Raw genomic sequence first — 23,440 nt, 5'->3', positions numbered from 1 at the left:
ACGCTCCGGGCCGAAATCGCAACAACAATCAACAGGCGCGGCCAGGATGCTGTTCGAGTGTGGTGGTGCGCCCGCGGGAAGTGGTCAAGCGGCACCGAAGGGCGGGGCGTGGTGCGCGCCGTGGCGGCCGTCCCACTCATGACCGCAGGTCGGGACGGGTGCGGTGGGCTGCTGGAGACGGCGTGGAATCGGATGGGAGGGCCGGATCCGGGCTCTGGTCAAGTCACCTGGAGGGCGCGGCCATCGGGCGCCAGCCCCGGCGTGGGCGGGGGTGGGGCGCGATCGCCGGTCCAGGCCATTGACGCGGTCATGGTTGCTGGCTAGTTTCGGGCTGCTTCCTCCCTTGTCCAGACCATTGACGCGACCGTAGCTGCTGGTTAACTTCGGAGAGCGCTCTCTCCTGTCAAGCGCCCCCTCACCGCGACGCTCCGGCGGGCAGCCCCCCTGCCTGTCGGCCGTTCAGGCTGCCGATGCTTGACAACGTTGTCTCATCTGCTTCCCCGACGGGAGCCGCAGGGAATGGCGGCGGGATGGACCCTGCTGCGGCCCTGCGCAAGCCGACCGGCGCGGCATGTTCGGTCATGCCTGCTTTTTGCGCGATCTGATGAGCAATCGCACATGAATGAACGCTAGGCGATAATCCCTCCGGCGAAGGATGTCACTCATGTCACGACTATGGAGACTCGCCCCGCTGTGGGTGCTCACGTTGCTGGCGGCCGTGCTCGCCGTCGGCACCGTCCCCGCGCAGGCGGCCACCACGTCCGTCACCGTTGACGGCACGCAGGGCGGCCGGACGTTCGACGGGATCGGCGCGATCAGCGGCGGCGGCGGCAACTCCCGCCTGCTGACCGACTATCCCGCGGCCCAGCAGGCCCAGATCCTGGACTACCTGTTCAAGCCCGGGTACGGCGCGAACCTGCAGTTGCTGAAGCTGGAGATCGGCGGCGACGCCAACTCCACCGACGGCTCCGAACCGTCCGTCGAGCACTCCCGCGGAGTGATCAACTGCAACGCCGGGTACGAGTTCTGGCTCGCCGAGCAGGCCAAGGCCCGCAACCCCGACATCGGCCTGTACGGCCTGGCCTGGGCGGCGCCGGGGTGGATCAACGGCGGCTTCTGGTCCACCGACACCATCAACTACCTGATCTCCTGGCTGGGCTGCGCCAAGCAGCACGGTCTGACGATCAGCTACCTCGGCGGCTGGAACGAGCGCGGCCACGACGCCAACTGGTTCGTGCAGCTGCGTTCGGCGCTGAACAACGCCGGCTACTCCGGCGTCAAGCTGGTGGCCGACGACAGCGGCTGGGGCGTGGCCGACGACATGGCCAACAACGCGGCGTTCAACAACGCGGTGTCGATCATCGGCGCGCACTACTCCTGCGAGGGCGGCGACGGCGGCAACGCCGACTCCTGCTCCAGCAGCACCGCGGCGAAGAACAACGGCAAGCCGCTGTGGGACAGCGAGAACGGCTCACAGGACATGAACACCGGCGCGCCGGCGCTGATCCGGGCCATCACGCGCGGCTACGTCGACGCGAAGATGGTCAGCTACTTCAACTGGCCGCTGCTCGCGGCGATCTACCCGAACCTGCCCTACAACACGGTGGGCCTGGCGACCGCGAACTCGCCCTGGTCGGGCACCTACTCGATCGGCGCGAGCACCTGGGCCACCGCGCAGGTCACCCAGTTCACCAAGCCGGGCTGGAGGTTCATCGACTCCGCCTCCGGCTACCTCGGCGGGGCCGAGTCCAACGGCACCTACGTCACCGTCAGATCGAACACCTCCGCGGACTACTCGACGATCCTGGAGACCACCACGGCCGGCGCCGCGCAGACGGTCAACCTCGCGGTCAAGGGCGGCCTGTCCACCGGGACGGTGCACGTGTGGGCGACCAACGTCAACAACCCGAGCAGCGCGACCTCGTTCGTCCACACCCAGGACATCACGCCGAACAACGGCGCGTACTCACTGACCCTGCAGCCCGGCTACGTCTACACCGCCACCACCGTCGCCGGGGGCGGCAAGGGCACCGCCACGCCACCCGCCGCGCACGCCCTCGCACTGCCGTACTCCGACACCTTCGACGGCTACGGCAACGGCGCGGAGGCGAAGTACCTCTCCGACATGCAGGGCTCCTTCGAGGTCCAGCCCTGCACCGGCCGCTCCGGCAAGTGCGTGCAGCAGATGGCGCCGGTCAAACCGATCGAGTGGCAGGACGACTCCGACACCTACGCGCTGATCGGCGACACCACCTGGGCGAACTACACCGTCAGCGCCGACGTGTACCTGCGCGGCGCCGGGACCACCGAACTGCTCGGCCGCGCCAACACCCAGCAGCGCCCGCAGTCGCACATGAACGCGTACTACCTGCGCATCCGCGACACCGGGCAGTGGTGGATCGAGAAGATGTACACCGACGGCTCCAACCACACCCTGGCCACCGGCACCACCACCGCGCTGGGCACCGGCACCTGGCACAACCTCTCCCTCACCTTCCAGGACACCACGATCAGCGCCCGGCTCGACGGCAACCAGTTCGGCTCCGTCACCGACGGCTCCTTCGCCAGCGGGCAGGCCGGCCTGGGCATCCAGGGCTACCGCACCGACCAGTTCGACGACCTGGCGATCACCCCCGGCACCGGCGGCGGCACCGGCGGCACGCCGGGCGGGACCGGGCCGGTGGTGTCGGCCAACGGCGGCAAGTGCCTGGACGACAACACGGCTTCGACCGCCAACGGCACCAAGGTCCAGATCTGGACGTGCAACAACTCCGCCGCCCAGCAGGTGACCGTCGCCTCCGACGGCACGCTGCGGGTGCTGGGCAAGTGCGTGGAGGTCACCGGCAACGGCGGCACCGCCAACGGCACCCTGGTCGAGATCTGGGACTGCAACGGCGGCAACAACCAGCAGTGGAGCTACAACGCCTCCACCGGCGCCCTGGTCAACCCGCAGTCCGGCCGCTGCCTGGACGTGCCCGGCTTCAGCACCACCGACGGCACCCAGCTGGAGATCTGGGACTGCAACACCGGCACCAACCAGCGCTGGACCGTCCCCACCACGTGACGCCCCCTCCACCACGTGACGCCCTCCCCGCCGGCCGTGGCCGCCCCGGCCGGCGGGGAGCCCCACCCCACCGGAACGAGGTTCACGATGAGAAGAATCGGAGCGGCCACCGTGACGGCCCTGCCGACGGCGGGCACCCCGGCCGGGAGCGCGGGCACCCCGGCGACGCCGGCTACCGGAAGGTGGCCGACGCCTTCAACGCGGCCCCGGTGGCCGCCGACGAGGCGGGCTGGATCAAACCCCCCGCACCGAACGGGCGGCCCGGTCCGGCCGGGCGTCGGCGGCGGGAAGTGCCTGGACGTCAACGGCGTCGGCAGCGCCAGCGGCACCGCGGCGCAGCTCCGGGCTGCACCGCGGGCGACGCGCAGTGGTGGACGCTCCGCGCGGACGGCGCGCTGCGCGCGCCGGGCACGTGCCCCGACGTGACCGGCTTCGGCACGGCCGACGGCACCGAGGTCGAGCTGTGGGACTGCACCGGCGGCGCCAACCAGCGCTGGCAGCCGTACAACGGCGGTCACCGCAACCCGCTGTCCGGCCGCTGCCCGGACGACCCCGGCTTCGCCACTGCCGACGGCACCCGGCTGGCCCTGTGGACCTGCAACGCCGGCGTCAACCCGCGCTGGACGACGCTGCCGACCGTGGCGTGACCCCGGCGGTCCACCGCACCACCACCGCGAAGCCGCCGCGGCCCGCGCACCTCCCCGCCGGCGGGCGGCGGCCGGTGTGACCGGCGGCCGTACCGGCCGCCGAACCCGAGGTCCGCCAAGTCGCTTCCGCCGGAACCGGCTTGATCCCCCCACTCCGTGAGGACCGCTCATGAAGACGCGCACGGCGACCACCGCCACCGCACTCACCCCGCTGATCGCCGCCCTGGCCCTGGCCCTGGGCACCGCGCTGCCGGCCGCGGCGAGCGATGGGCCGACGGCCACGGCCACGGCCACGGCCACGGCCACGGCCACTGCGACGAGCCGGGCCGCTGCGGCGCCCGCCACCCTCCGCCTGCTGCCGCTGGGCGACTCGATCACCTGGGGCGTCGGCACCAGCAGCGGCAACAGCTACCGCGCCGCGCTGTGGGACCAGTTGGCCGCCGAGGGCCACCCCGAGGACTTCGTCGGCTCGGTCCGAAACGGCACGTTGTCCGACCCGGACAACGAGGGCCACTCCGGCTGGCGCATCGACCAGATCGCCGGCATCGCCGACTCCGTGCTGGCCCGCTACCGGCCCAACGTGGTCACGCTGGAGATCGGCACCAACGACCTCAACCAGAACTACCAGGTCGCCACCGCCGCCGACCGTCTCTCCGCGCTCATCGACCAGATCAACCGGGACGCCCCCGACGCGACCGTGCTGGTCGGCACCCTGATCGTCTCCACCAGCTCCACCGAGGAACCCAACCGCCCGGCCTTCAACGCCAAGCTCCCCGGCATCGTCCAGGCCAAGCAGGCCGCAGGCAGGCACGTCCGCCTGGTCGACCTGGGCACTCTGACCACCGCCGACCTCTCCGACGCGCTGCACCCCAACGACAGCGGCTTCGCCAAGATGGCCACCGCCTTCAACAGCGGCGTCCAGGCCGCCGACGGCGCCGGCTGGATCGGCGCCCCGGTCACGGTGGGCGGCCCGGTGCGGTCCGGCATCGCCGGCAAGTGCCTCGACGTCAACGCCGGCAGCAGCGCCAACGGCACCGCCGTGCAGATCTGGTCCTGCAACAACACACCGGCCCAGAACTGGAGCGCGAACCCCGACGGCACCCTGAACGCCCTCGGCAAGTGCCTGGACGCCACCGCCGGCGGCACCGCCGACGGCACCAAGGTCGAGCTGTGGGACTGCACCGGTGGCGCCAACCAGCAGTGGCAGCCGTACAACGGCGGCTACCGCAACCCGGTCTCCGGCCGCTGCCTGGACGACCCCGGCTTCTCCAGCACCGACGGTACCCAGCTGGTCCTGTGGACCTGCAACGGCGGTGTCAACCAGCGCTGGACGCCGTCGTCGGCCGTGGCCTGAGCCCCCTGCGCCCGCACCCGGCGGCACCCGCCGTCCGGGGCGCGGGCCGGTGGTCGCAAGGGGAGACGGGCCTGTCCTCCCCCTTGACGGAAGTGCATGACAAGAGTGTCATGTGTTGCATCTCGTTGGAAGATGTCCGTTGTTGGTGGCGCGAGTCGCCGAAGCCCGCGAAGCCCCCGGACCGGTCCCACCCGCTGCCACCGCTGTCCCCGCACCCCCTTGCCGACCCCGGCACATGCTCAAGGAGCCACCATGTTCCGCACCACCGCCGGCCGGGCCGCCGCCGCCACCGGCCTGCTGCTCGCCCTCGGCCTGGCCACCGGCTGTTCCACCGGCAAGGAGTCGGTGAAGTCCGACGGCGCGTCCGCGGCCCCGGTCAGCGGGAAGATCTCGTTGACGTACCTGCAGAAGCAGGGTGATCAGGAGTACTTCATCGGTGAGGCGGACGGTGCGAAGGCGAAGGCCGCGGAGTTGGGGATCGACCTGAAGGTCGTGAACCTGGGCAACGACGCGAACAAGACGGTCAGTGAGGTGCAGTCGGCCGTCGCGCAGAAGAGCAACGGTCTGATCATCGTGGTGCCGGACCCGGCGGTGGGCCCGCAGGTGGTGCAGACCGCGAAGGACGGCAAGGTGGCGCTGCTGACCTCGGACGACCAGATCTGCGCGACCGGCCCGGACCCGTCCTCCTGCGCCAAGGACGACCTCGTCGCCCGGATCGGCTTCTCCGGTGCCCAGATGGGCGGCGAAGTCGGCAAGCGGGCCGCCGAAGAGTTCAAGAAGACCGGCTGGAACCCCGCCGACACCCGGATCGTCTCCGCCTGGAAGCAGGACGTCACCGTCTGCGGCGACCGGGTGAAAGCCGCGAAGGAGGCGTTCGCGGCCGGATCGGGTGCCCAGATCCAGAGCATCGACGTGGCGACCGACAACACCCCGACCGGCGCCCAGGACAAGATCGCCGCGACCGTCACCGCCAACGCGAACGTCAAGCACTGGGTGGTGTGGGGCTGCAACGACGAGAACGTCCAGGGCGGCGTGACCGCGCTGGAGAACGCCGGCATCGGTGCCGACGACGTGATCGGCGTCGGCCTGGGCGCCTACCTCGCCTGCAAGGACTGGAGCGGCAGCAAGCCGTCGGGCATGAAGGCGGCGCTGTTCATCAACGGCAAGGACGTGGGCGCGCTGGCCGTCCAGACCATGTACGACAAGCTCAAGAACGGCAAGGACTTCCCGAAGGAGGCCTTCGCCCCCACCACCATGGTCGACGCCACCACCTGGAAGTCCGCCGGCGTCACCTGCAACTGACCCCGGCCGCCCGCACGGCCCGAAGGCGACCGGCGCGAGCACAGCGCACGACCGAACGCCCCCTCCGCCTCCGACCGGCCCTCCGCCGTCGTTCCGGTGACGGCGGGGCCCGACCGACCGGACAGCGGGCTCAGGTGGTGACGGCGAAGACCAGCAGGCCCTCCGGCTGCTCCTCGGCCACCTCGACGTGCTCGACCACCGCGCGGGACGGGCCGTGCCGCATCCAGGCGACCAGCTGTTCCACCGCCGCCGGATCGCCCTCGAAGACCGCCTCCACCCGGCCGTCCGGCAGGTTGCGCACCCAGCCCGCCACGCCCGCCCCGGCGGCCGTCCGGCGGCAGGAGTCGCGGAAGAAGACGCCCTGCACCGTGCCCGAGACCAGCACCCGCCGCCGGATCACCCGCCACCCGCCTCTCGTCGCCGTTGCCAGCAGGTATACCGCAGGCGGGAGGACGGGGGAGCGGAGGGCGCGCCGGAGCAGCGGATGGCGGGTGGCGGACGGTCAGGTGGCGGTGGGGACGGCCGTGGCGGGGACGGGGGCGGTGGCGGGGGCCGGGGGCGCGGTGTCGATGCGGCGGCCGAAGGGGCGCCAGGCGAAGGCGGTCAGGACGGTCATCACGGCGGCGGAGAACCAGAACGGGCCGGTGAGGCCGAAGGCGCGGGCGAGCGGGCCGCCGATCAGGGCGCCGAGGGCGGAGCCGCCGACCGCCAGGGCCATGAAGACGCTGTTGACCCGGCCGCGCAGCCCGTCCGGGACGGCGCGCTGCACCAGCGTCCGGTCGACGCCGATCCAGATCGCCCCGTGCACGCCGAACAGGCCGAGCACCGCGCCCGCGACCCACGGGGAACCCGCCAGGGCCAGACCGAGGTGGGTGAGCGTCTCCAGCACCAGGCCCACCCGCAGCAGCAGCGAGGCGGAGAACCGGGCCTGCAGGCGCGGGGCGACCAGCGCCCCGGCCAGGCCGCCGACCGCCGAGGCCGTCAGCAGCACGCCGTAGCCGAACTCCGACAGGCCCAGGTGCTCGCGGGCGTACAGCACCATCACCGAGAAGCCCGCCACCAGCGTCACGTTCATCAGGCACAGCGCCAGCGTCAGCGTGCGCAGCGCAGGCTGCGCCCACAGCCAGCGGACGCTCGCGGCGAACTGACGGCGCATCGGCTCCCGCTCCGCCGGGGCGGGCGTCGGGGCCCCGGCGCGGGGCAGCAGGCGCAGCGTCGAGAGCAGGGCGGCGGCGCCGGTGAAGCTCAGCGCGTCGACCGTCAGCGGCAGGCCCGCCGCGACCCCGAACAGGGCCGCGCCGAGCGGCGGGCCGCAGAGCCGGTTGAGCACCGACTCGGCCCCGAACATGCGGGAGTTGGCGCGCGGCAGGTCCGCCGAGCCGACCACGGCGGGCAGCAGCGCCGCGGACGCGTTGTCACCGAGCGCCGCGCAACCGCCCAGCAGCAGGCCCACCGCGTAGACCAGCGGCAGCGACACCGTGTCCGCGTACACCGCCAGCGCCAGCACCGCCGTCAGCGCGGCCCGCGCCGCGTTCGCCGCCACCGCGAGCCGCCGGCGGTCCACCCGGTCCACCAGCACCCCGCTGACCGGGGCCAGCAGCAGCCACGGCACCTGCTGGACGAACACCGCCAGGCCGACCAGGACCGGATCCCTGGTCAGCGACGTCACCAGCAGCGGGGCCGCCGCCGCCACGATCCCGTCCCCCAGCGCGGACACCGCCGCCGCCGACCACAGCGAGGCGAAGCCGCGCCCCAGCCCACGGCCACCACCCTTGCCCCCCACGGCCTTCCACCCCTCGCACCCGGTCTCCGCCCAAACCGCGAGGCTAACCGGCGGCCGATCCCCCGCGCACACGGTTTTCCCGCCAGTGCCCGCCAGTGCCCGCCAGTGCCCGCCGCGCTCAGGCGGCGGGGCGGCCCGGGCAGTCCCACACCCAGACCATGCCGCGGCCCGACTCCGCCGGGGCCCGCACGCCAGCCGCCTCGACCCGGTCCAGCCGGTAGCCGAGCCGACGGGCCACCGCGGCGCTGCGCAGGTTCGCCTCGTCGCAGTGGATCTCGACCCGGTCGACGGTCGGGAGCCCCGCCAGCAGGGCCGTCAGCGCCCGGGCGGCCCGGGTGGCCACGCCCCGGCCGAGGTGGTCGACGTGGCACCAGTACCCGATCTCCACCGCGCCGCCGCCCGACCGGTCGTGCAGGCCCGCCATGCCGAGCGCCGTCCGGTCGTCGGCCGCGAAGATCCCGAAGGAGTAGCTGCCCCCGGCATTCGGCCAGGCCAGCGAACGGGCGAACCGCTCCGCGTGCTCCCGCTCGGTCGGCAGCCGCTCCGCCCAGCCCGCCCAGGGGTTCAGGTGCGCGAAGGAGGCCGCGATCGCCGCGTAGCGCACCCCTTCCTCCGCCGCCCGCCAGCGCCGCAGGACCAGCCCCTCGGCCTCGAGGCGCTCGGGGACGTCGCCCGGGCGCAGGACGAGGAAGGGGGCTGCCGGTGCGGAGGACGGATCGCTCATCCGGCGGATGATGCCCGCCTCCGGCGGCCGGGGCAACCGGGTTCCCGCAGGCCCGCCGCCACCGGTGTCATCCCGGCGTAACGCGGGTGCAGCGGGCGTGACAAGAGGCGGGCCTAGGCTGCGGGGGCAGGCTCATCGGTGGAGGGAGTTCCCACGAACAGGCGACAGGCGCGACCGGACTGGCTGACCCATCCGCTGCGCTGGCAGCGCGGCCCGGTGCCCTGGGCGGCGACGGTGCGGGGCGCGGCCGGGATGGCGGTGCCGCTGGGGGTCGCGCTGGCTGCCGGGCGGCCCGCCGAAGGGGTGCTGGCCGGACTCGGGGCGATGTTCGCGGGGGTGAACGACCGGCCCGCCGGGCGGCGGACCGGGGCCGTGCAGCAGGCCGTTCCCGCGTTCGCCGGGGCGCTGGGCCTGCTGGTCGGTGCCGCCGGGGGGTGGTGGGCGGTGCCGCTGCTCGGCGCGGTCGGGGTGCTCTGCGGGGCGATCAGCGTCGCCGGGCCGGTCGCCTCCGCCGCCGCCGTGCAGCTGATGGTGCTCACCGTGCTCGGCTGCGGCCTGCCCGTCCCGCTGCCGGGCTGGGCCCGGGCCGGCTGCTACCTGGCCGGGGCCGCCTGGCTCCTGCTGCTGCGTCAACTCACCAGCCACCCGAGGCCGTTGCACGCCGAACGGCAGGCCGTCGCCGCGGTCTTCGACGCACTCGCCGAAGCCCTGGACGCCGCCGGGACCGACCGCGCCGAGAACGCCCGCCGCCGGCTGACCGCCGCCCTCGACCGGGCCGGCGAACAGCTGCGCACCGGCCACGACCACGCCCTGCGCACCCGGCTCGCCGCCGCGTCCGCCCTGTGCGAGGCGAGCGTCGCCCTGCTGCGCGCCGCCCGCCCGCTGCCCGCCCGCCTCGCCGCCGGCCCGCGCCGCCTGGCCACCGCCGTCCGCACCGACCGCCTCCCCGGCCCGCTGCCCGTCCCCGCCGCCGAGACCCCGGCCACCGCCGCCTTCGACCGCGCCGTCCTGCACGCGGCCCTCGCCTTCGGCGGGACGCCGGGACCGGCCGGACCCGGCACCGCCCGCGGCCGGACGCGCGGGCACGGGCTGCGACGGGCGCTGGCCGCGCTGGTGCTGGGCGCGCCGGCGGGGGAGCGGCGCGGCCCGGTGCCGGGCGTGCGGCCGTGGGGCCGGGCCGGTCGGGCGTACGGGGTGCGGGTCGGGGTGTGCGTCGCGGCGAGCACCGCGCTGGCGCTCGCGCTGCGCACCGGGCACTGGTACTGGCTGCCCGTCACCGCCGCGTTCCTGGTCAAACCGGACCTGGGGCCGCTGTTCTCCCGGGTCGTCAACCGCTTCGCCGGGACGGTCGCCGGCGTGCTGCTGGTCGCGCTGCTCGGGCCGGTGCTGTCCGGCCCGTGGTGGCCGGTCGCCGCGGTGGCCGCCACCGGCGCGCTGATACCCGTGGCCCAGCGGCACTTCGCCGCGCAGACCGCCGTCATCACCGTCACCGTGCTGGCCTTCACCACCACCGGCGGCGACCACGGCGCCGCCCCCGCCCGGCTCGCCGACACCGCGCTCGCCTGCGCCCTGGTCCTGCTGGTCGGCCACCTCCCCGGCCTGGCCGACACCCGGGCCCGGGTCGGCCAGCGCGCCGCGCACGCGCTCCGGCACACCCAGCGCTACCTCGACCACGTCCTGCTGGCCGGTCCGGCGGACCGGCACGGCGAGCGGGCCCCGGCCGCCGACCGGGCCGAACTGCGCCGCACCGCCTACCGCACCCTCGCCCAGGCCCGCGCCGCCGCCGAGACCGCCGCCGCCGAACTCCGCCCCGGCGGACCGGCCGGGCCGGACTGGCTGCGCCTGACCGTGCACGCCGAACGGCTCGCCGACGCCGCCACCGCGTACGCCGTCGAACGCGACCACGGCGCCCCCGCCCCGGCCGCCCCCGCCGTCCGCACCCTCACCCGGGACCTCGCCGCCGCCGCCGACGCCCTCGACCGCCCCGGCCCGACCGCCGCCCCCGCCCGGACGCCCGCCGTCGCGCTGCCGGCCGAACTGCCCTCCGAACTCGCGGGCGTGGCCGCCGAGGTGCGCCGCATCCGGGCCCTGGCGACCGGCTGAGACCGCGCCCGGCGGGCCGGTCCGGCCGGCCGCGTCGGACGGGCTGTTCCCCGGCAGCGCGCACCCGCTGGGCGTGCACCGTCGGCGCGAGCGACCTGCTGCCGACCGTCCGACCGTGCGGACGGCGGGACCGCGCGGACCGGGCGGACCGGGCAGACCGGGCGGACCGCGGGGCGGGTAGGATCGGGGGGCACTGACAACGTTGACATCGGGGTTGGCGGCCCGGTCGGTGCGTCGTTCCGGACGGTTCCCGTCCCCTGTCGTTGGCTGGAGCACCCGCATGCCCCTGGCGCTCGTCGCCCTCGCCGTGACCGCGTTCGCGATCGGCACCACCGAGTTCTCCGCGATGGGGCTGCTGCCGCAGATCGCCGACGGCCTGGACCGGACCATCCCGCAGGCGGGTTGGCTGATCTCGCTGTACGCGCTGGGCGTGGTGATCGGGGCGCCGCTGCTGACCGCGGTGGCCGCGAAGCTGCCGCGCAAGACGGTGCTGATCGGCCTGGCGGGGCTGTTCACGTTCGGGAACCTGCTGTGCGCGATCGCGCCGAACTTCGCCTTCCTGGCGGCGGCCCGGCTGATCACCGGGCTGCCGCACGGCGCGTTCTTCGGGGCCGGCGCGGTGGCCGCCGCCGAACTGGTCGCCCCGCACCTGCGGGCCCGGGCGGTGTCGGTGATGTTCTCCGGGCTGACGGTGGCGAACATCCTCGGCGTGCCCGCCGCCACCCTGCTCGGCCAGCACCTCGGCTGGCGGGCCGCGATGCTCGTCGTGGTGGCGATCGGCCTGCTCGGCGCCGCCGCCATCGCCCGCCTCGTCCCGCACCTGCCCAGCCACCCCGGCGCGGGCCTGCGCAGCGAACTCGCCACCTTCCGCAGCGGACAGCTCTGGCTGGCGCTGACCACCGTGGTGTTCGGCTGCGCCGGACTGTTCGCCTGCTACACCTACATCACCCCCGCCCTCACCGACGTCGCCGGGTTCGCCGAGGGCTCGGTCACCCTGGTGCTGGCCCTGTTCGGCGTCGGCATGACGCTCGGCAACGTGATCGGCGGCTACGCGGCCGACCGGGCGCTGCGCCCGTCGATCTGCGCGGCCTTCCTGGCGATGGCCGGCGCGCTCGCCCTGTTCGCGCTGACCGCGCACGCCCGCTGGTCGGCCGCCGCGACGGTGGTGCTGATCGGCACGGCGGGCTTCGCGACCGTCCCGACCGTGCAGACCCTGGTGATCCGGAAGGCGCGCACCGCGCCGACGCTGGCCTCCGCCACCGTGCAGGGCGCGTTCAACCTGGCCAACGCGATGGGCGCCTGGCTCGGCGGACTGGCGCTCGACGCCGGGTACGGCCTGACCTCGCCGTCGCTGGTCGGCGCGGGCCTGTCGCTGCTCGGGTTCGCGATCGCGGCGGTGTCCTGGGCGGCGGACCGGCGCGGGCCGGCGGCCGTCGCCGTCGCGGACCGGCCGGTGGCGGCGGAGCCGTCGGAACCGGCGGCCGCGGTGGGCTGACGCGGTGACCGCCCCGGTGGTCCCGGGGACGTCCTCGACGCGGACCGGCGGTCGATGATCTGATGAGGCGCTCGGGGGCCCCTCGTGCGGGAGTCCCCGCGCACCCCGAAGGAGCACCCGATGACGGACACCGACCGCCCGCGCGCCCGGGTCGGCGTGATGCTGCCCCGCGACCTGCCGGTCCGCCAGATCCTGCCGTACGCCCGCCGCGCCGAGGAACTCGGCTTCGACGAGCTGTGGGTGGTCGAGGACCTCGGCTGGCGCGGCGGCACCGCCCAGGCCGCCACCGTGCTCGCCGCCACCCGCCGGATCACCGTCGGCATCGGCATCCTGCCCGCCGGCGCCCGCAACGTCTGCTTCGCCGCGATGGAGCTCGCCACCCTCGCCCAGCTCCACCCCGGCCGCCTCACCGCGGGCGTCGGCCACGGCATGCGCGCCTGGATGGAGCAGTCCGGCGGCGCCTGGCCCGCCAGCCCGCTCACCCTGCTGCGCGAGTACACCACCGCGCTGCGCGCCCTGCTGCGCGGCGAGTCCGGCCCGGCCGACGGGCGGTACGTGCGCTGCCGGGACGTGCGGCTGACCGAGACCCCCGACGTGGTGCCGCCCGTGGTGCTGGGCGTGCGCGGCCCCAGGTCGCAGGCGCTCGCCGGGGAGACGGCCGACGGGCTGCTGCTCGCCGAGCCCGCCGCGCCCGCCTACGTCGCCGCCTCGCTGGCGCACCTGGGCCGCCGCGACGCCGAGGTGATCACCTACGACGTCGCGGCCGTGGACGGGGACGGGCAGGGGGACGGGGAGGCCGCCGTCGAGCGGGTCCGGGACGGGCTGGCCGCGATCGGCGAACCCGACTGGGCGCCGCACATCGACCCGCTCCCGTTCGCCGCCGAGTTCCGCGCCCACCGGGCCGCCGCCGCCGACGGCGCCCGGTTCGCCCGCACCATGCCCGCCGCGTGGGTCCGCGCGCTCACCGTCACCGGCACGCCCGCGCAGGCCCGGGCCGCGATCGCCGCCCGGCACGCGGCCGGGGCCACCTGCGTGGTCCTCACCCCGGCCGGGCCGGACCCGCTGGCCGCACTGGAGTCGCTGGCCCCGGCCCTGCCCGGCCGCGGCTGAACGCAAGGGCGGAGCGCGGAGGGACGGACGGGGGCCCGACCGCGCGGCGGCGCGGCCGGACCCCCGCCCGCCGGTCGGTGTCCCGGGCCCCGCGGGTCAGTCGGCGGCGGCCACCGGCGTCCGGCCCAGGCCGCGGACCGCGGGCAGCGCGATCATCAGCCCCAGCAGCAACAGGCCCACCAGCGCGGCGAACAGCAGCACCCGGTCGATGCCGAACGCGGCGGCCACCGGCCCGGACAGCGCCCGGCCGACCGGGATCACCATGATCGAACCGGCCACGTCGTACGCCGACACCCGGCTCAGCACGTTCAGCGGGATGTGGGTCTGCACGCTGGTCGACCACATCACGCCCCAGAACGCGAAGCCGCAGCCCGCGACCAGCCCGGTGGCCGCCGTCAGCGCGAACGACCAGTGCAGCGCCGGGGCCAGCGGGTTGAGCGAGAAGAACAGCATCGCGCAGGCCCCCGCCACCAGCGGGCGCGCCGGGCGCACCCGCATGCCCAGCAGGCCGCCGACGATGGTGCCCGCGCCGTCCGCCGAGGCGATCCAGCCGTAGCCGGAGCTGCCGTGCTGGTCGGTCAGCGCGACCGCGCCCAGCGGCACCGACGGGCCGAACACCAGCAGCCCGTACACCGACCACACCGCGATCACGCCCCACAGCCACGGCCGGGAGCTGAACTCCCGCCAGCCGACCGCCAACCGCTGCCAGATCGGCGCGGCGGGCTCCTCTGCGCCCTTGTCCGCGCCCAGGTTGCGCAGCGGCAGCAGGCCCAGCGCGCTGAGCGCGAACGCCGCCGCGATGACGGTGAACGAGCCGGCCACGTTCCAGTAGCCGACCACCAGGCCCGCCAGGCCCGGGCCCAGCAGCGTGCAGACCGCCTCGGAGATCCGCAGCAGCGCGTTGGCCCGCTGGACGTCCTCGGCGACCCGCGGCACCAGGCCCGCCAGACCCGGCTGGAACATCGCCGTCGCCGCGCCGGAGAGCGCCATCAGCGCCATGATCTGCCACAGCGTCACGTCGGTGGTGGTCAGCAGCAGCGCCAGCGCCAGCATGGCCAGCATCCGGACGGCGTCCGCGCCGACCATCATCAGCTGCGGGGTGAAGCGGTCCGCCAGCACGCCGCCGAACAGCACCAGCAGCACGATCGGAGCCATCCACGCGGCCAGCGCGTAGCCGACCCCGCTCTCGCCGTAGCCCGTCCGCAGCACGGCCGCGGTCAGCGACACCATCAGCATGCCGTCCGCCAGCAGCGAGGAGCTGCGGGCCACGAACAGCATCCGGAACCGGTGCGAGCGCCAGGGGCTCGGCGGGGTGCCGGACCCGGCGCCGGACGGCGGCTCGGAGGGGGAGTCGGACGGCTCGGAGGGGGAGTCGGACGGGGGACGCGCCGTCAGGTCATCGTCAAGGGTCATCGCGGGTCGGCCGCCGGGCGGCCGCTTCCTTCCAGGAGTGTCGGCTGCTGCTGCCAGGCCAGGGGGAGGCCGGGCTCGGCCGGGGCGTCCGGCACGATCAGGTAGCGGCGCGGGGCGAGCACGCCCGGCCGCTCGGGGAGGTGCCGCAGCAGGGCGGCGTGCGCCAGCTCGGGCGTCAACTCGCCCGCCGCGTCCGGGAGGTACGCGGTCAGGTCGGCGTCGACGTGCACCGGGCGGCCGTCCAGGGCGGCGGACAGCGCGGCGGCGACCGCCGCGGGGGAGACCCAGCAGCCGTCCAGCAGGCGCCAGTCGCCGCCGCGCTCGGGCGGGCGGACGCCGGTGACCTCGCCCAGCGCGGCCAGCGGGACGTCGCCCTCGGCCGCCGCCTCCAGCAGCCGGACCAGACCGGCCAGGAAGCCCGCCGCCTCGTCCCGGTCGAGCAGCTGCGGGTCCGGCCACAGCGCCAGCTCCAGCACCGGCTCCAGGCGGTGGACGAAGCAGAGCAGCGCGGTCGGCAGCACCTGCTCCGGGCCCCAGGTCAGCTCGAACCCGGGCTCCGGGTCGGCCGTCCCGGCGGCCGGGCGCAGCGCCCCCGGCAGGCCGGACACGTCGTTGAACACCACGTCCCGCCCGAACCGGCTGCCGCGCTCGGCGGTCACCCGGTCGATCATCGCCCACAGCTCCAGCGCGTCGAACCGGCTGTGCCGGTAGGCGTTCAGCGCCGCCGCCCACGCGGACTTCAGCAGCGCGTCGAAGCCGGCCGCCCGCGCCACCTCCAGGTGGAGCAGCGCGTCCTGCGACAGCGGGGTGACGGTGCGGGCCAGCGCGGACTTGTAGCGGTTGGCGGTCGGGGCCGCGCCGACGTAGGCGTCCTGCCCCGCCCGGTGCGCCACCAGCGCGCACCACGCGGTCAGCAGCACCGTCGAACCCGGCACCCCCAGCCGGGCCGCGGCCCGGGCCAGCGCCGCGCCGCCGCGCGCCGAGCGCAGCGTCAACCGCGGCGCCGGGCCGCCCGCGACCAGCGCCCGCGGCTCGGCGAACATCGCCTGCGGGCCGGTGCGCAGCACCCGCTCCCAGTACCGCAGCGAAGCCTCCGCCTTGCGCCGCCCGACCGGGGCGGCCTCCTCGGCGGCCAGCTCCAGCGGCGTCAGGGTGTCCTCCAGGGGCGGCAGTCCACGGCCGTGCAGCAGGTCGAGCCACTCCTCGCGCAGCACCGAGAGCGCGCTGCCGTCGGCGGCGGCGTGCCCGGCCACCAGCCCCAGCTGCACGGGCACCCCGCCGCCGGTCAGCAGCACGGCCCGCAGCGGGTGGTCGCGGCCCAGGTCGAACGGCGCCAGCCGGACCTCCCGGGCCAGCGCGTCGGCGACGGCCGCCGGGTCCTCGGGCAGCGGGTCGTGGTCGACCACCCGGACGGTGAACTCACCCTCGGAGCACACGAGTTGCTCCTCGGGGAGGGCGCCCTCGGGGTGCGGGAACACCGTCCGCAGCGCCTCGTGCCGCAGCGTCAGCGCCCGCAGCGCGTCGAGCACCGCCGCGACGGACACCCCGGCCGGGACGGCCCACACGTCGTGGATGTCCACGTCCGCGGCGCCGTCCCGCAGGATGCACCGCACCATGTTCGCCTGACCGAGGGTCAGCGGTCCGCGCCGCACGTCACCGCCCGCCCAGCGGACGGTGACGACCCGGGAGGGGGAGGGAGACACGAGGGCACCTACATTCATGGAGAGGCGTTCGGGGCGGCGTTCGGGGCGGCGTTCATCGGGAGGTGGGCGCCGGGGCGGGCGTCCGCGGGGCGCTCCCCGCCGCGTCCAGCAGGGCGGGCCAGGCGTCCAGGAGGGTCGCGAAGTCCTCCAGGTCGGTGCGGGCGCGGTGCAGGAGCCGGGTGCGTCGGGCGGCCAGGGCGTCGGCGACCGGGGCCCAGGCGGGGCCCAGGCGGCGGTAGGCGTGCTCGACGGTGGTGAGGCGGTGCGGGTCGTCGGGGGCGGGGTCGGCCGCCGCCGCGCGGACCAGGGCGGCCAGCCGTCCGGGCTCGGCGAGCAGGGCCGGTCCGGTCGCGGCCATCGCGGCGTAGAGGTCGCCGAGCCGCCCCGACAGCAGCAGGAACTTCGCCAGCCGCAGGTGGTAGGCGAGCCGGCCGGAGTCGGTGCGGCGCTCGCCGGTGTGGAAGTTGACGATGTGCCGGTTGTGCAGCACGCCGGGCAGGGCGGCGTGCTGGGCCACGTGCAGCAGGAAGTAGTCGGTGCCGATGGTCTCGGTCGCGGGCGGCAGCGGGACGCGGCCGTACAGCTCGCGGGAGAGCGCCAGGTTGCACATGTCGATCCGGTTCGGGGCGACCGCGCCGAGCTGGGCCCGGTCGGCGCGGAACGGCTCCGTCCCGGCGCCGCGGAACGCCTCCCGGATCGCCTGCTCGCGCCAGAGCGCGGGCGTGGACGGCGGCAGCGCCAGGCCGACGAGTTCGCCGTGCGCCCGGGGGTCGAGCGCCAGGATCTCCGCGAGGTCGACCGAGAGCTCGCCGACGAAGGAGGCGCCGACCACCGCGACGGGCAGCTCGGCGGCGTCCGGGCCGAGCCGGGCCAGGCGGCCCCGGCCGATCCGCCCGGCGACCTCCCCGGCCGGGAGGCCGATCGTGGCCAGCTCCTGGTGGATCGGGAACACCGGTGCGCCGTCCAGGAGTTGGTAGCGGCTGTCGGAGTCGCGGCGGTGCACGGAGGTGCAGCCCAGGGCCTCGGCGAGCAGGAACGCCCGGTCGGTGCAGGCCCCGTACGAGACGGCGTCCGGCAGCAGCAGCCCCAGGAGGCGGTCCGGGTCGGGGACCCCGGCCCGGGCCGCCGCCCGGGCCAGGACGGCGCGCTGGGCGTCCTCGTCCAGGTGGTGGACGTTCACCCCCGGCGCGGCCGGCCGGCCGCCGAGCACCCGGCGGTGCTCGGCGACCACCGGCGCGGAGGCGGAGTCCAGCACCAGGACCTCCACCTCGACGCCGAACTCCCGTGCGCCGTAGGCCGCTTCGTCGAGCAGACCGAGCAGGGCGGGGGCGCAGGCGCGGTTGGTGGGCAGGGTCAGGCAGACGCGGCGCACTGGTCCGCCCCGGGAACGGCGGCGGCCTCGGCGGACCGCTCGGCCGGCTCGTGCCAGGAGCTGAGGCCGAGCAGCCTGCTGCCCAGCTCGGTCAGCTGCGCGGTCGGGTAGCGCTTGGACTCGTGCAGGACCGGGTCGCCGACCAGGGTGCGGTTCCAGCGCGGGGTGCGCAGGTGGCGCCAGGAGTCGACGCGGGACTTGCGCAGCCGCTCGTGCTCCTCCAGGGCGGGCATCATCGACAGGTACTGCACGGCGCGCACGCCCCGCTCGGACAGGTTGCGGGCGACGCCGTGCGCCAGCAGGCCGTTCCAGATCAGCAGGTCGCCGGGGTGCAGTTCGGGGCGGACCACGGGCAGTTCGGCGCGGTCGATGTCCGGGCGGATCGGGTCCCGGTCGGCCGGCTGGGCGAGCTTCCACGACTCGAACCGCCGGAACAGCTCCGGGTTGCACTGGAAGCCGCCGGTCTCCGGCGTGGTGTCGTTGAGCGCGATGATGCCCTGCACCCGCTGCGGCGGCACGCCCAGCGTGGTGTCGATGTCCCAGTGCAGCTCGATGTCGAAGCCGCGGTCGGTGGGGTCGATCAGCGCCCGGTCGCGGTTGCCGCGGTTGGGCGGGTTGAGGTTGAGCCGGTCCAGGGTGACCCACAGCTCCTCGCAGTCCCAGACGTCCACGAACGCGTCGTAGACCCGCTGGTTCTGCCGGCTGTCCCAGAGCAGCTGGTGGTGGTACGCCTCGACGAAGCCGTAGATGTGCAGCTGCTGGTCCAGGTCGGAGCGGAACGGCCGGTCGGCGAACCAGCTGGCCGGGTCCTGCGGGTCCAGGCCCTGGAACTCCCAGGCGAAGTCGAGCATCCGGCGGGCGTGCTCGGCGGGCACCGCCTCGCGGACGATCACGTAGCCGTAGGTCTGCCAGTGCGCGAAGTCCTCCTCGGACAGCACGCGCAGCGGACGGGACTTGGACAGCTCGCGCAGGGTGTGCTGGGCGAGGTAGGACTCGCCGTCGTTGCTGAAGTACGGGCGGTCGCTCGCGGCCCGGAACAGGTGGGCGCGGCGGGACGGTGCGGACGTCATGATGGGACAGCCCCTCCTGAGGAGAAAGCGGGAGGCGGGTGGACGGCCGCCCCGCCCGTCGGCGGCGCGGGCCCGGAGGGGCCCGGCGGACGGGGGTGCGGCAGCGGGACAGGGACGCGCCCCGGGCCGGGAAGGCGGCCGGGCGCGGACGGCCCCCGCAGCGGGGCCGGCACAAGAGGCGGGGGCGACGGGGAAGGGCGGCGCCGAAGAGGGCGCCGCGGTCGCTCCGGTCGCCACATTGGTCCAGACCACAAATGTTGTCAAGTTCCTGATCGGTAACCCGGGCCGGCAGCGGGCCGACCACGGGCCGACGGCGGTCCGGCGGCGGTCCGGACCCGCCGTGACCGCGGGTCGGGTCCGGTGCGGCGGCGATCTGGTCTAGACAATTGGCGCGGGGCTGTCCTAATCTCCCAATCGGCTCCGGTCCCTGACGGAGCGTTGGCCCGCGCCGCCCCTCCCGTTGCGCCGCGCCCCCGCCGACGCCGTCCCGCACCCGCGCCGCCCCGCACGCTCCCCGCGGCCCCGCACCCGACGGGACGCCCACGTCCCGCGCCGTGCTGTCCGCCGCCGCACCCCGACCGCTCCCGCCGAGAGGGAACCTCCGCCATGAGCACCACCGCCGAGCCCGGCATCCGCCTCGCCAACCCCGGACCCGGACTGGTCACCCTCGACCCCGTCCACACCGCGCTCTTCCGCGGCCTCGACCAGCTCCTCACCGGCCTCGCCGCGCGGCTCGCCGCCCCCGAGGTGCTCGGCCCGCCGCTGCTGGCCGCCGACGGCCTCGCCAAGCTCGACTACTTCCGCAACTTCCCGCACCTCGGCGTCAGCGCCGGCCGCTTCACCCCCGAGACCCACGCCGGGCTCGCCGCCGGCCAGGCCCCCGCCGGACAGCCCCTCGAACCCACCGGCCACCTGCTGCCCTCCGCCACCTGCTACGGCCTGCTGCTCTCCCTGGAGGGCCAGGACGTCGGCGACGGCGCCCGGCTGTCCGCCGTCGGCCGCTGCTTCCGCAACGAGACCCACTACGACGGGCTGCGCCGGCTGTGGGGCTTCCACATGCGCGAGGTGCTCTACCTCGGCACCCACCAGGGCGCCGTCGACCACCTCGACCAGGGCGCCCGGTTCATCACCGCCACCGCCGAGCAGCTCGGCCTGGAACTGACCCGGGCCGCCGCCGACGACCCGTTCTACGACAAGGGCGGCTCGCGCGCCAAGCTGATGAAGCTCGACCCCGTCAAGCACGAGTTCAGCGCCCCCGACGGCACCGCCATCGCCTCCGTCAACCGGCACCGCAACTTCTTCGGCGAGCGCCTCGACATCCGGGCCGGCGAGCACGGCCCCGCCCACAGCGCGTGCGTCGCCTTCGGCCTGGAGCGCTGGGTGCACGCGATGAAGCTCGCCCACGGCAGCGCCGAGGCCGCCCTCGACGTGCTCCACACCGCCACCCGGGCCTGAGCGCCTGACCTGCCTGGTGCCCGGGCGCCCGAGCCCGGCCGCCCGCCACGTCCACCCCCCCTTCCGCAGAGGAGAACCACGCGCATGGACCGCATCGCCGCCTGGCTGCACGAGAAGAACCCCGACCTCGACGGCCCGATCGGCCCCGACGAGGACCTCATCGAGGCCCGCCTGATCGACTCGATGGACTTCCTGGAGTTCATCGACCTCCTGGAGGACCTCACCGGCGAGAACATCGACCTCCAGGACGTCACCATCGACGACTTCCGTACCCTCAACCGCGTCCAGGAGCGCTTCCTCGCCAACGCCTGAGGCCCGGCGCCCCCGGCGGCAGCTCCCGTCCGCCCCGGGCGCCGGCCAGTTGGGCGGTGAGGGTGGCGGCCCGCGGGTCCCCGGTCTCGGTCATCAGGTCGAGCGCCTCCTGCCACAGCGGCAGCGCGTCCGCGGGCCGCTCCAGGGCGGCGAAGGCGTGGCCGAGCTGCTCCAGGGTGCGGCCCTGCGCCCACCGGTCGCCCGCGGCGCGGTGCAGCTCCAGGGCCCGACGCAGGCAGCCGACGGCCTGCGGCAGCCGCCCCAGCGCCCGGTGCACGGTGCCCAGGTGGAGCAGCGCCAGGCCCTCGGTGCGGTGGTCGGTGCCGGTGGGACGCAGCGAGAGCGCCTCCAGCAGCAGCCGCTCCGCGTCGGCCAGCCGGCCCAGCCGCAGCGAGGCGTCGCCCAGGTTGGTCAGGGTGACCCGCTCCGCCCAGCGGTGGCCGATCGTCCGGCCCAGCGGCAGGGCCGGCTCCAGCAGCTCCAGGGCCTCCGCGGCCCGGCCCTGGCGGAGCATCAGCTCCGCCAGGTGGTTGCGGGCCGCGCACTCGCTCTCCGGGTCGCTCCGGTCGGCGGCGCAGCGCTCCAGCGCCCGCCGCAGGTGGATCTCCGCCTCCACCGGCCGCCCGGCGTGCACCTGGGCGGTGCCCAGCAGGACCAGCGAGACCGTCAGGGCCCGCGGGTCGGGGCTGTCGGCCGCCGCCGCGACGGCGATCCGGGCCGCGTTCAGCCACTCCGCCCGGTGGTGGCGCCGGTGGAAGAACGACCAGAGCGCGAACGGCAGCTGCCAGGCGGCGGGCGGACGGCCGGCCAGCGCCGCGTACCGGATCACCGACAGCAGGTCCGCCAGGTGCGCCTCGCACCAGGCCACCGCGTCCGGGACGCCCCCGAAGACCGGCGGACGCACCCCCGGCAGCGGCGCCGCCCCCGCCGGGCGGGCCCCCGGCTCCAGCAGCCGGCCCGCCGCGTCCGCGCCCTGCCGGTACCAGTCGTACAGCCGGTCCAGCGCCGCCGCCCGGTCCCGCGGCGGGTCCTGGCTCTCCGCCAGCTCCCGGCCGTACACCTGGAGCAGCGAGTGGAAGCGGAACCGCTCCGGGGCCTCCAGCTCCAGCAGGTGGACGTCGGCCAGCAGGTCCAGCAGCTCGCCCGCGTTGCCCGCCGTGGTGCCCAGCAGCGCGGCGGCGCTCTCCGCGGTCAGCGCGGCCCCCGGGTGCAGGGCCAGCAGGCGGAACGCCCGGGCCGGCTCCGGGGCCAGCGCCCGGTACGACCAGGAGAACACCACCCGCAGCGCCGAGTCGCCGTCGGCCGCGGCGGCCAGCACGTGCAGCCGGGTGCGGTCCGAACGCAGCTCCTCGTTGACCCGGGTCAGCGTCAGGCCCGGCCGGGACAGCGCCCGCTCGGCCGCCACCAGCAGCGCCAGCGGCAGCCGCCCGCAGCGCCGCACCAGCTCGCGGGCCGCCGCCGGATCGGCGTCCACCCGCTCCGGGCCCAGCGTGCGGCGCAGCAGCTCCACGGCCTGCTCCTCCGGCAGCGGGTCGAGCGTCACCCGCCGGGCCCCGTCCCGCACCACCAGGCCCGCCATCCTGGTCCGGCTGGTCACCAGCACCACGCAGCCCGGCGCCCCCGGCAGCAGCGGGCGGACCTGGGCGGGCGCCGCCGCGTTGTCCAGCACCAGCAGCACCCGGCGCTCGGCCAGCAGGGTGCGCAGCAGCGCGCTGCGGTCGGCCACCCCGGGCGGGATCAGGCCGGTGTCGGTGCCCAGCGCCCGCAGGAAACCGTCCAGCACCTCGCCGGGCTCCCGGGGCGCGCCCGCGCTGCCGTGGCCCGCCAGGTCGCTGAACAGCACCCCGTCCGGGAAGCGGTCCCGGGCCCGGTGCGCCCACCGCACGGCCAGCGCGGTCTTCCCGATCCCGCCCATCCCGTCGATCACCCACACCCGGGGCCCGCCCTCGCCCCACCGGGCCCGGGCCGAGGACAGCGCCCCGTCCAGCTCGGCGAGCGCGGCCTCGCGCCCCGCGAAGACGCCCGGCGCGGGCGGCAGCTGCACCGGGACGGCCGGGGGCGGCGGGACGGCGGACCCGGCGGCGACGGTGTTGCCAGGGCCGGCAACACCGGTGCCGGCGGCGTCCGGCGGGCCGAGCCGGTCGGGGTCGACGCCCAGCGCCCGGGCGCAGGCCGCGGCCAGCGCCGCGTTGCCGGGCCGCCGACCGGTCTCCACCCGGCTCAGGTAGCTCTTGCTGTAACTGGTGGCCCGGGCCAGCTCCGCGAGGGAGATCCCGCGCTCCTCCCGCAACCCCCGCAGCCGCTCGCCGAACGTCACCGGCCCCGGCCCCCCACTTCCTGATGTGCTGTCACTGCCCGGCGGCGCGCGGAGCCCGGAGGTGTTGACACCCGGCGCTGGCAACAGGCAACACCTTGTCGCCGCCCCGCACGAACCCGAAGGATGAGGACGGTGCCCGGCTCCGCAGACACGCCGTCGCGCCACCCTATCCGCCGCCGGGGAAGCGACGGACAGGCCGCCCACCGGAACCGACCA

17 protein-coding genes are annotated in these 23,440 nt (G+C 75.7%); 9 read left to right on the top strand and 8 right to left on the bottom strand.

Going from position 1 to position 23,440, the window contains the following annotated elements; translation table 11 throughout:
• The first annotated feature begins 664 nt into the window (after positions 1 to 664).
• The 4 genes from ACIQVD_RS18945 to ACIQVD_RS18930 all read left to right on the top strand — a co-directional run bounded on the left by ACIQVD_RS18945 (position 665) and on the right by ACIQVD_RS18930 (position 6,367).
• Complete coding sequence (locus tag ACIQVD_RS18945) at positions 665 to 3,064, top strand: ricin-type beta-trefoil lectin domain protein (protein ID WP_402290463.1); 2,400 nt, start codon at positions 665 to 667, stop codon at positions 3,062 to 3,064.
• Between the two features lie 290 nt (positions 3,065 to 3,354).
• Complete coding sequence (locus ACIQVD_RS18940; RefSeq protein ID WP_402290460.1) at positions 3,355 to 3,711, top strand: ricin-type beta-trefoil lectin domain protein; 357 nt, start codon at positions 3,355 to 3,357, stop codon at positions 3,709 to 3,711.
• A gap of 169 nt (positions 3,712 to 3,880) precedes the next feature.
• On the top strand, positions 3,881 to 5,065 hold the full coding sequence (locus tag ACIQVD_RS18935; RefSeq protein WP_402290457.1) for a ricin-type beta-trefoil lectin domain protein: 1,185 nt from the start codon (positions 3,881 to 3,883) through the stop codon (positions 5,063 to 5,065).
• A 252-nt stretch (positions 5,066 to 5,317) separates the two neighbouring features.
• A complete protein-coding gene (locus tag ACIQVD_RS18930) occupies positions 5,318 to 6,367 on the top strand; it encodes a substrate-binding domain-containing protein (RefSeq protein WP_402290455.1) in 1,050 nt (349 codons plus the stop codon).
• 130 nt (positions 6,368 to 6,497) lie between these two features.
• Here ACIQVD_RS18930 and ACIQVD_RS18925 read toward each other — a convergent pair whose 3' ends face one another.
• From ACIQVD_RS18925 to ACIQVD_RS18915, 3 genes are all read right to left on the bottom strand, one after another.
• Positions 6,498 to 6,767 (bottom strand): acylphosphatase, encoded by a 270-nt coding sequence (locus ACIQVD_RS18925; RefSeq protein ID WP_402290452.1) that lies wholly within the window; start codon positions 6,765 to 6,767, stop codon positions 6,498 to 6,500.
• Between the two features lie 102 nt (positions 6,768 to 6,869).
• On the bottom strand, positions 6,870 to 8,150 hold the full coding sequence (locus ACIQVD_RS18920; RefSeq protein ID WP_402290450.1) for an MFS transporter: 1,281 nt from the start codon (positions 8,148 to 8,150) through the stop codon (positions 6,870 to 6,872).
• Between the two features lie 118 nt (positions 8,151 to 8,268).
• Positions 8,269 to 8,874, bottom strand: a complete 606-nt coding sequence (locus ACIQVD_RS18915; RefSeq protein ID WP_402290447.1) for a GNAT family N-acetyltransferase — start codon at positions 8,872 to 8,874, stop codon at positions 8,269 to 8,271.
• A 138-nt stretch (positions 8,875 to 9,012) separates the two neighbouring features.
• Between ACIQVD_RS18915 and ACIQVD_RS18910 the strand changes: the two genes are divergently transcribed.
• The 3 genes from ACIQVD_RS18910 to ACIQVD_RS18900 all read left to right on the top strand — a co-directional run bounded on the left by ACIQVD_RS18910 (position 9,013) and on the right by ACIQVD_RS18900 (position 13,582).
• Positions 9,013 to 10,977 (top strand): FUSC family protein, encoded by a 1,965-nt coding sequence (locus tag ACIQVD_RS18910; protein ID WP_402290443.1) that lies wholly within the window; start codon positions 9,013 to 9,015, stop codon positions 10,975 to 10,977.
• Positions 10,978 to 11,257: 280 nt separating this feature from the next.
• Positions 11,258 to 12,472, top strand: a complete 1,215-nt coding sequence (locus ACIQVD_RS18905; protein WP_402290440.1) for an MFS transporter — start codon at positions 11,258 to 11,260, stop codon at positions 12,470 to 12,472.
• A gap of 120 nt (positions 12,473 to 12,592) precedes the next feature.
• A complete protein-coding gene (locus ACIQVD_RS18900; protein ID WP_402290437.1) occupies positions 12,593 to 13,582 on the top strand; it encodes an LLM class flavin-dependent oxidoreductase in 990 nt (329 codons plus the stop codon).
• A gap of 96 nt (positions 13,583 to 13,678) precedes the next feature.
• Here ACIQVD_RS18900 and ACIQVD_RS18895 read toward each other — a convergent pair whose 3' ends face one another.
• Genes ACIQVD_RS18895 through ACIQVD_RS18880 form a run of 4 tightly spaced genes read right to left on the bottom strand, consistent with a single transcriptional unit; the run spans position 13,679 to position 19,140 of the window.
• Entirely contained in the window at positions 13,679 to 14,995 is a 1,317-nt protein-coding gene (locus ACIQVD_RS18895) for an MFS transporter (RefSeq protein WP_402290435.1), read from the bottom strand.
• Positions 14,992 to 16,716: a condensation domain-containing protein gene (locus ACIQVD_RS18890; protein ID WP_402290432.1), complete on the bottom strand. Its 1,725-nt coding sequence runs from the start codon at positions 16,714 to 16,716 to the stop codon at positions 14,992 to 14,994. Before ACIQVD_RS18890 ends, ACIQVD_RS18895 begins: the two co-directional genes overlap by 4 nt.
• A gap of 34 nt (positions 16,717 to 16,750) precedes the next feature.
• Positions 16,751 to 18,070 (bottom strand): DUF6271 family protein, encoded by a 1,320-nt coding sequence (locus ACIQVD_RS18885; RefSeq protein WP_402290429.1) that lies wholly within the window; start codon positions 18,068 to 18,070, stop codon positions 16,751 to 16,753.
• The gene (locus tag ACIQVD_RS18880) at positions 18,052 to 19,140 is read right to left on the bottom strand and encodes a phytanoyl-CoA dioxygenase family protein (protein WP_400681154.1); all 1,089 of its coding nucleotides are present in this window, start codon (positions 19,138 to 19,140) and stop codon (positions 18,052 to 18,054) included. The genes ACIQVD_RS18885 and ACIQVD_RS18880 overlap by 19 nt, the downstream gene beginning before the upstream one ends.
• A 606-nt stretch (positions 19,141 to 19,746) precedes the next feature.
• Here ACIQVD_RS18880 and ACIQVD_RS18875 point away from each other — a divergent pair.
• Positions 19,747 to 20,595, top strand: coding sequence for a hypothetical protein (locus ACIQVD_RS18875; protein ID WP_402290426.1), 849 nt, complete (start codon positions 19,747 to 19,749; stop codon positions 20,593 to 20,595).
• An 84-nt stretch (positions 20,596 to 20,679) separates the two neighbouring features.
• Positions 20,680 to 20,907, top strand: a complete 228-nt coding sequence (locus tag ACIQVD_RS18870; RefSeq protein ID WP_400681158.1) for a phosphopantetheine-binding protein — start codon at positions 20,680 to 20,682, stop codon at positions 20,905 to 20,907.
• Here the strand turns inward: ACIQVD_RS18870 and ACIQVD_RS18865 are convergent.
• Positions 20,870 to 23,224: an ATP-binding protein gene (locus ACIQVD_RS18865; protein WP_402290423.1), complete on the bottom strand. Its 2,355-nt coding sequence runs from the start codon at positions 23,222 to 23,224 to the stop codon at positions 20,870 to 20,872. The genes ACIQVD_RS18870 and ACIQVD_RS18865 overlap by 38 nt on opposite strands.
• Between the last annotated feature and the right edge of the window lie 216 nt (positions 23,225 to 23,440).

This window comes from Kitasatospora sp. NPDC090308, assembly GCF_044769485.1.
Taxonomy (GTDB): domain Bacteria; phylum Actinomycetota; class Actinomycetes; order Streptomycetales; family Streptomycetaceae; genus Kitasatospora; species Kitasatospora fiedleri.
The sequence above is the reverse complement of the archived record's forward strand: the minus strand, read 5'-3'. Positions and strand labels throughout refer to the sequence as shown.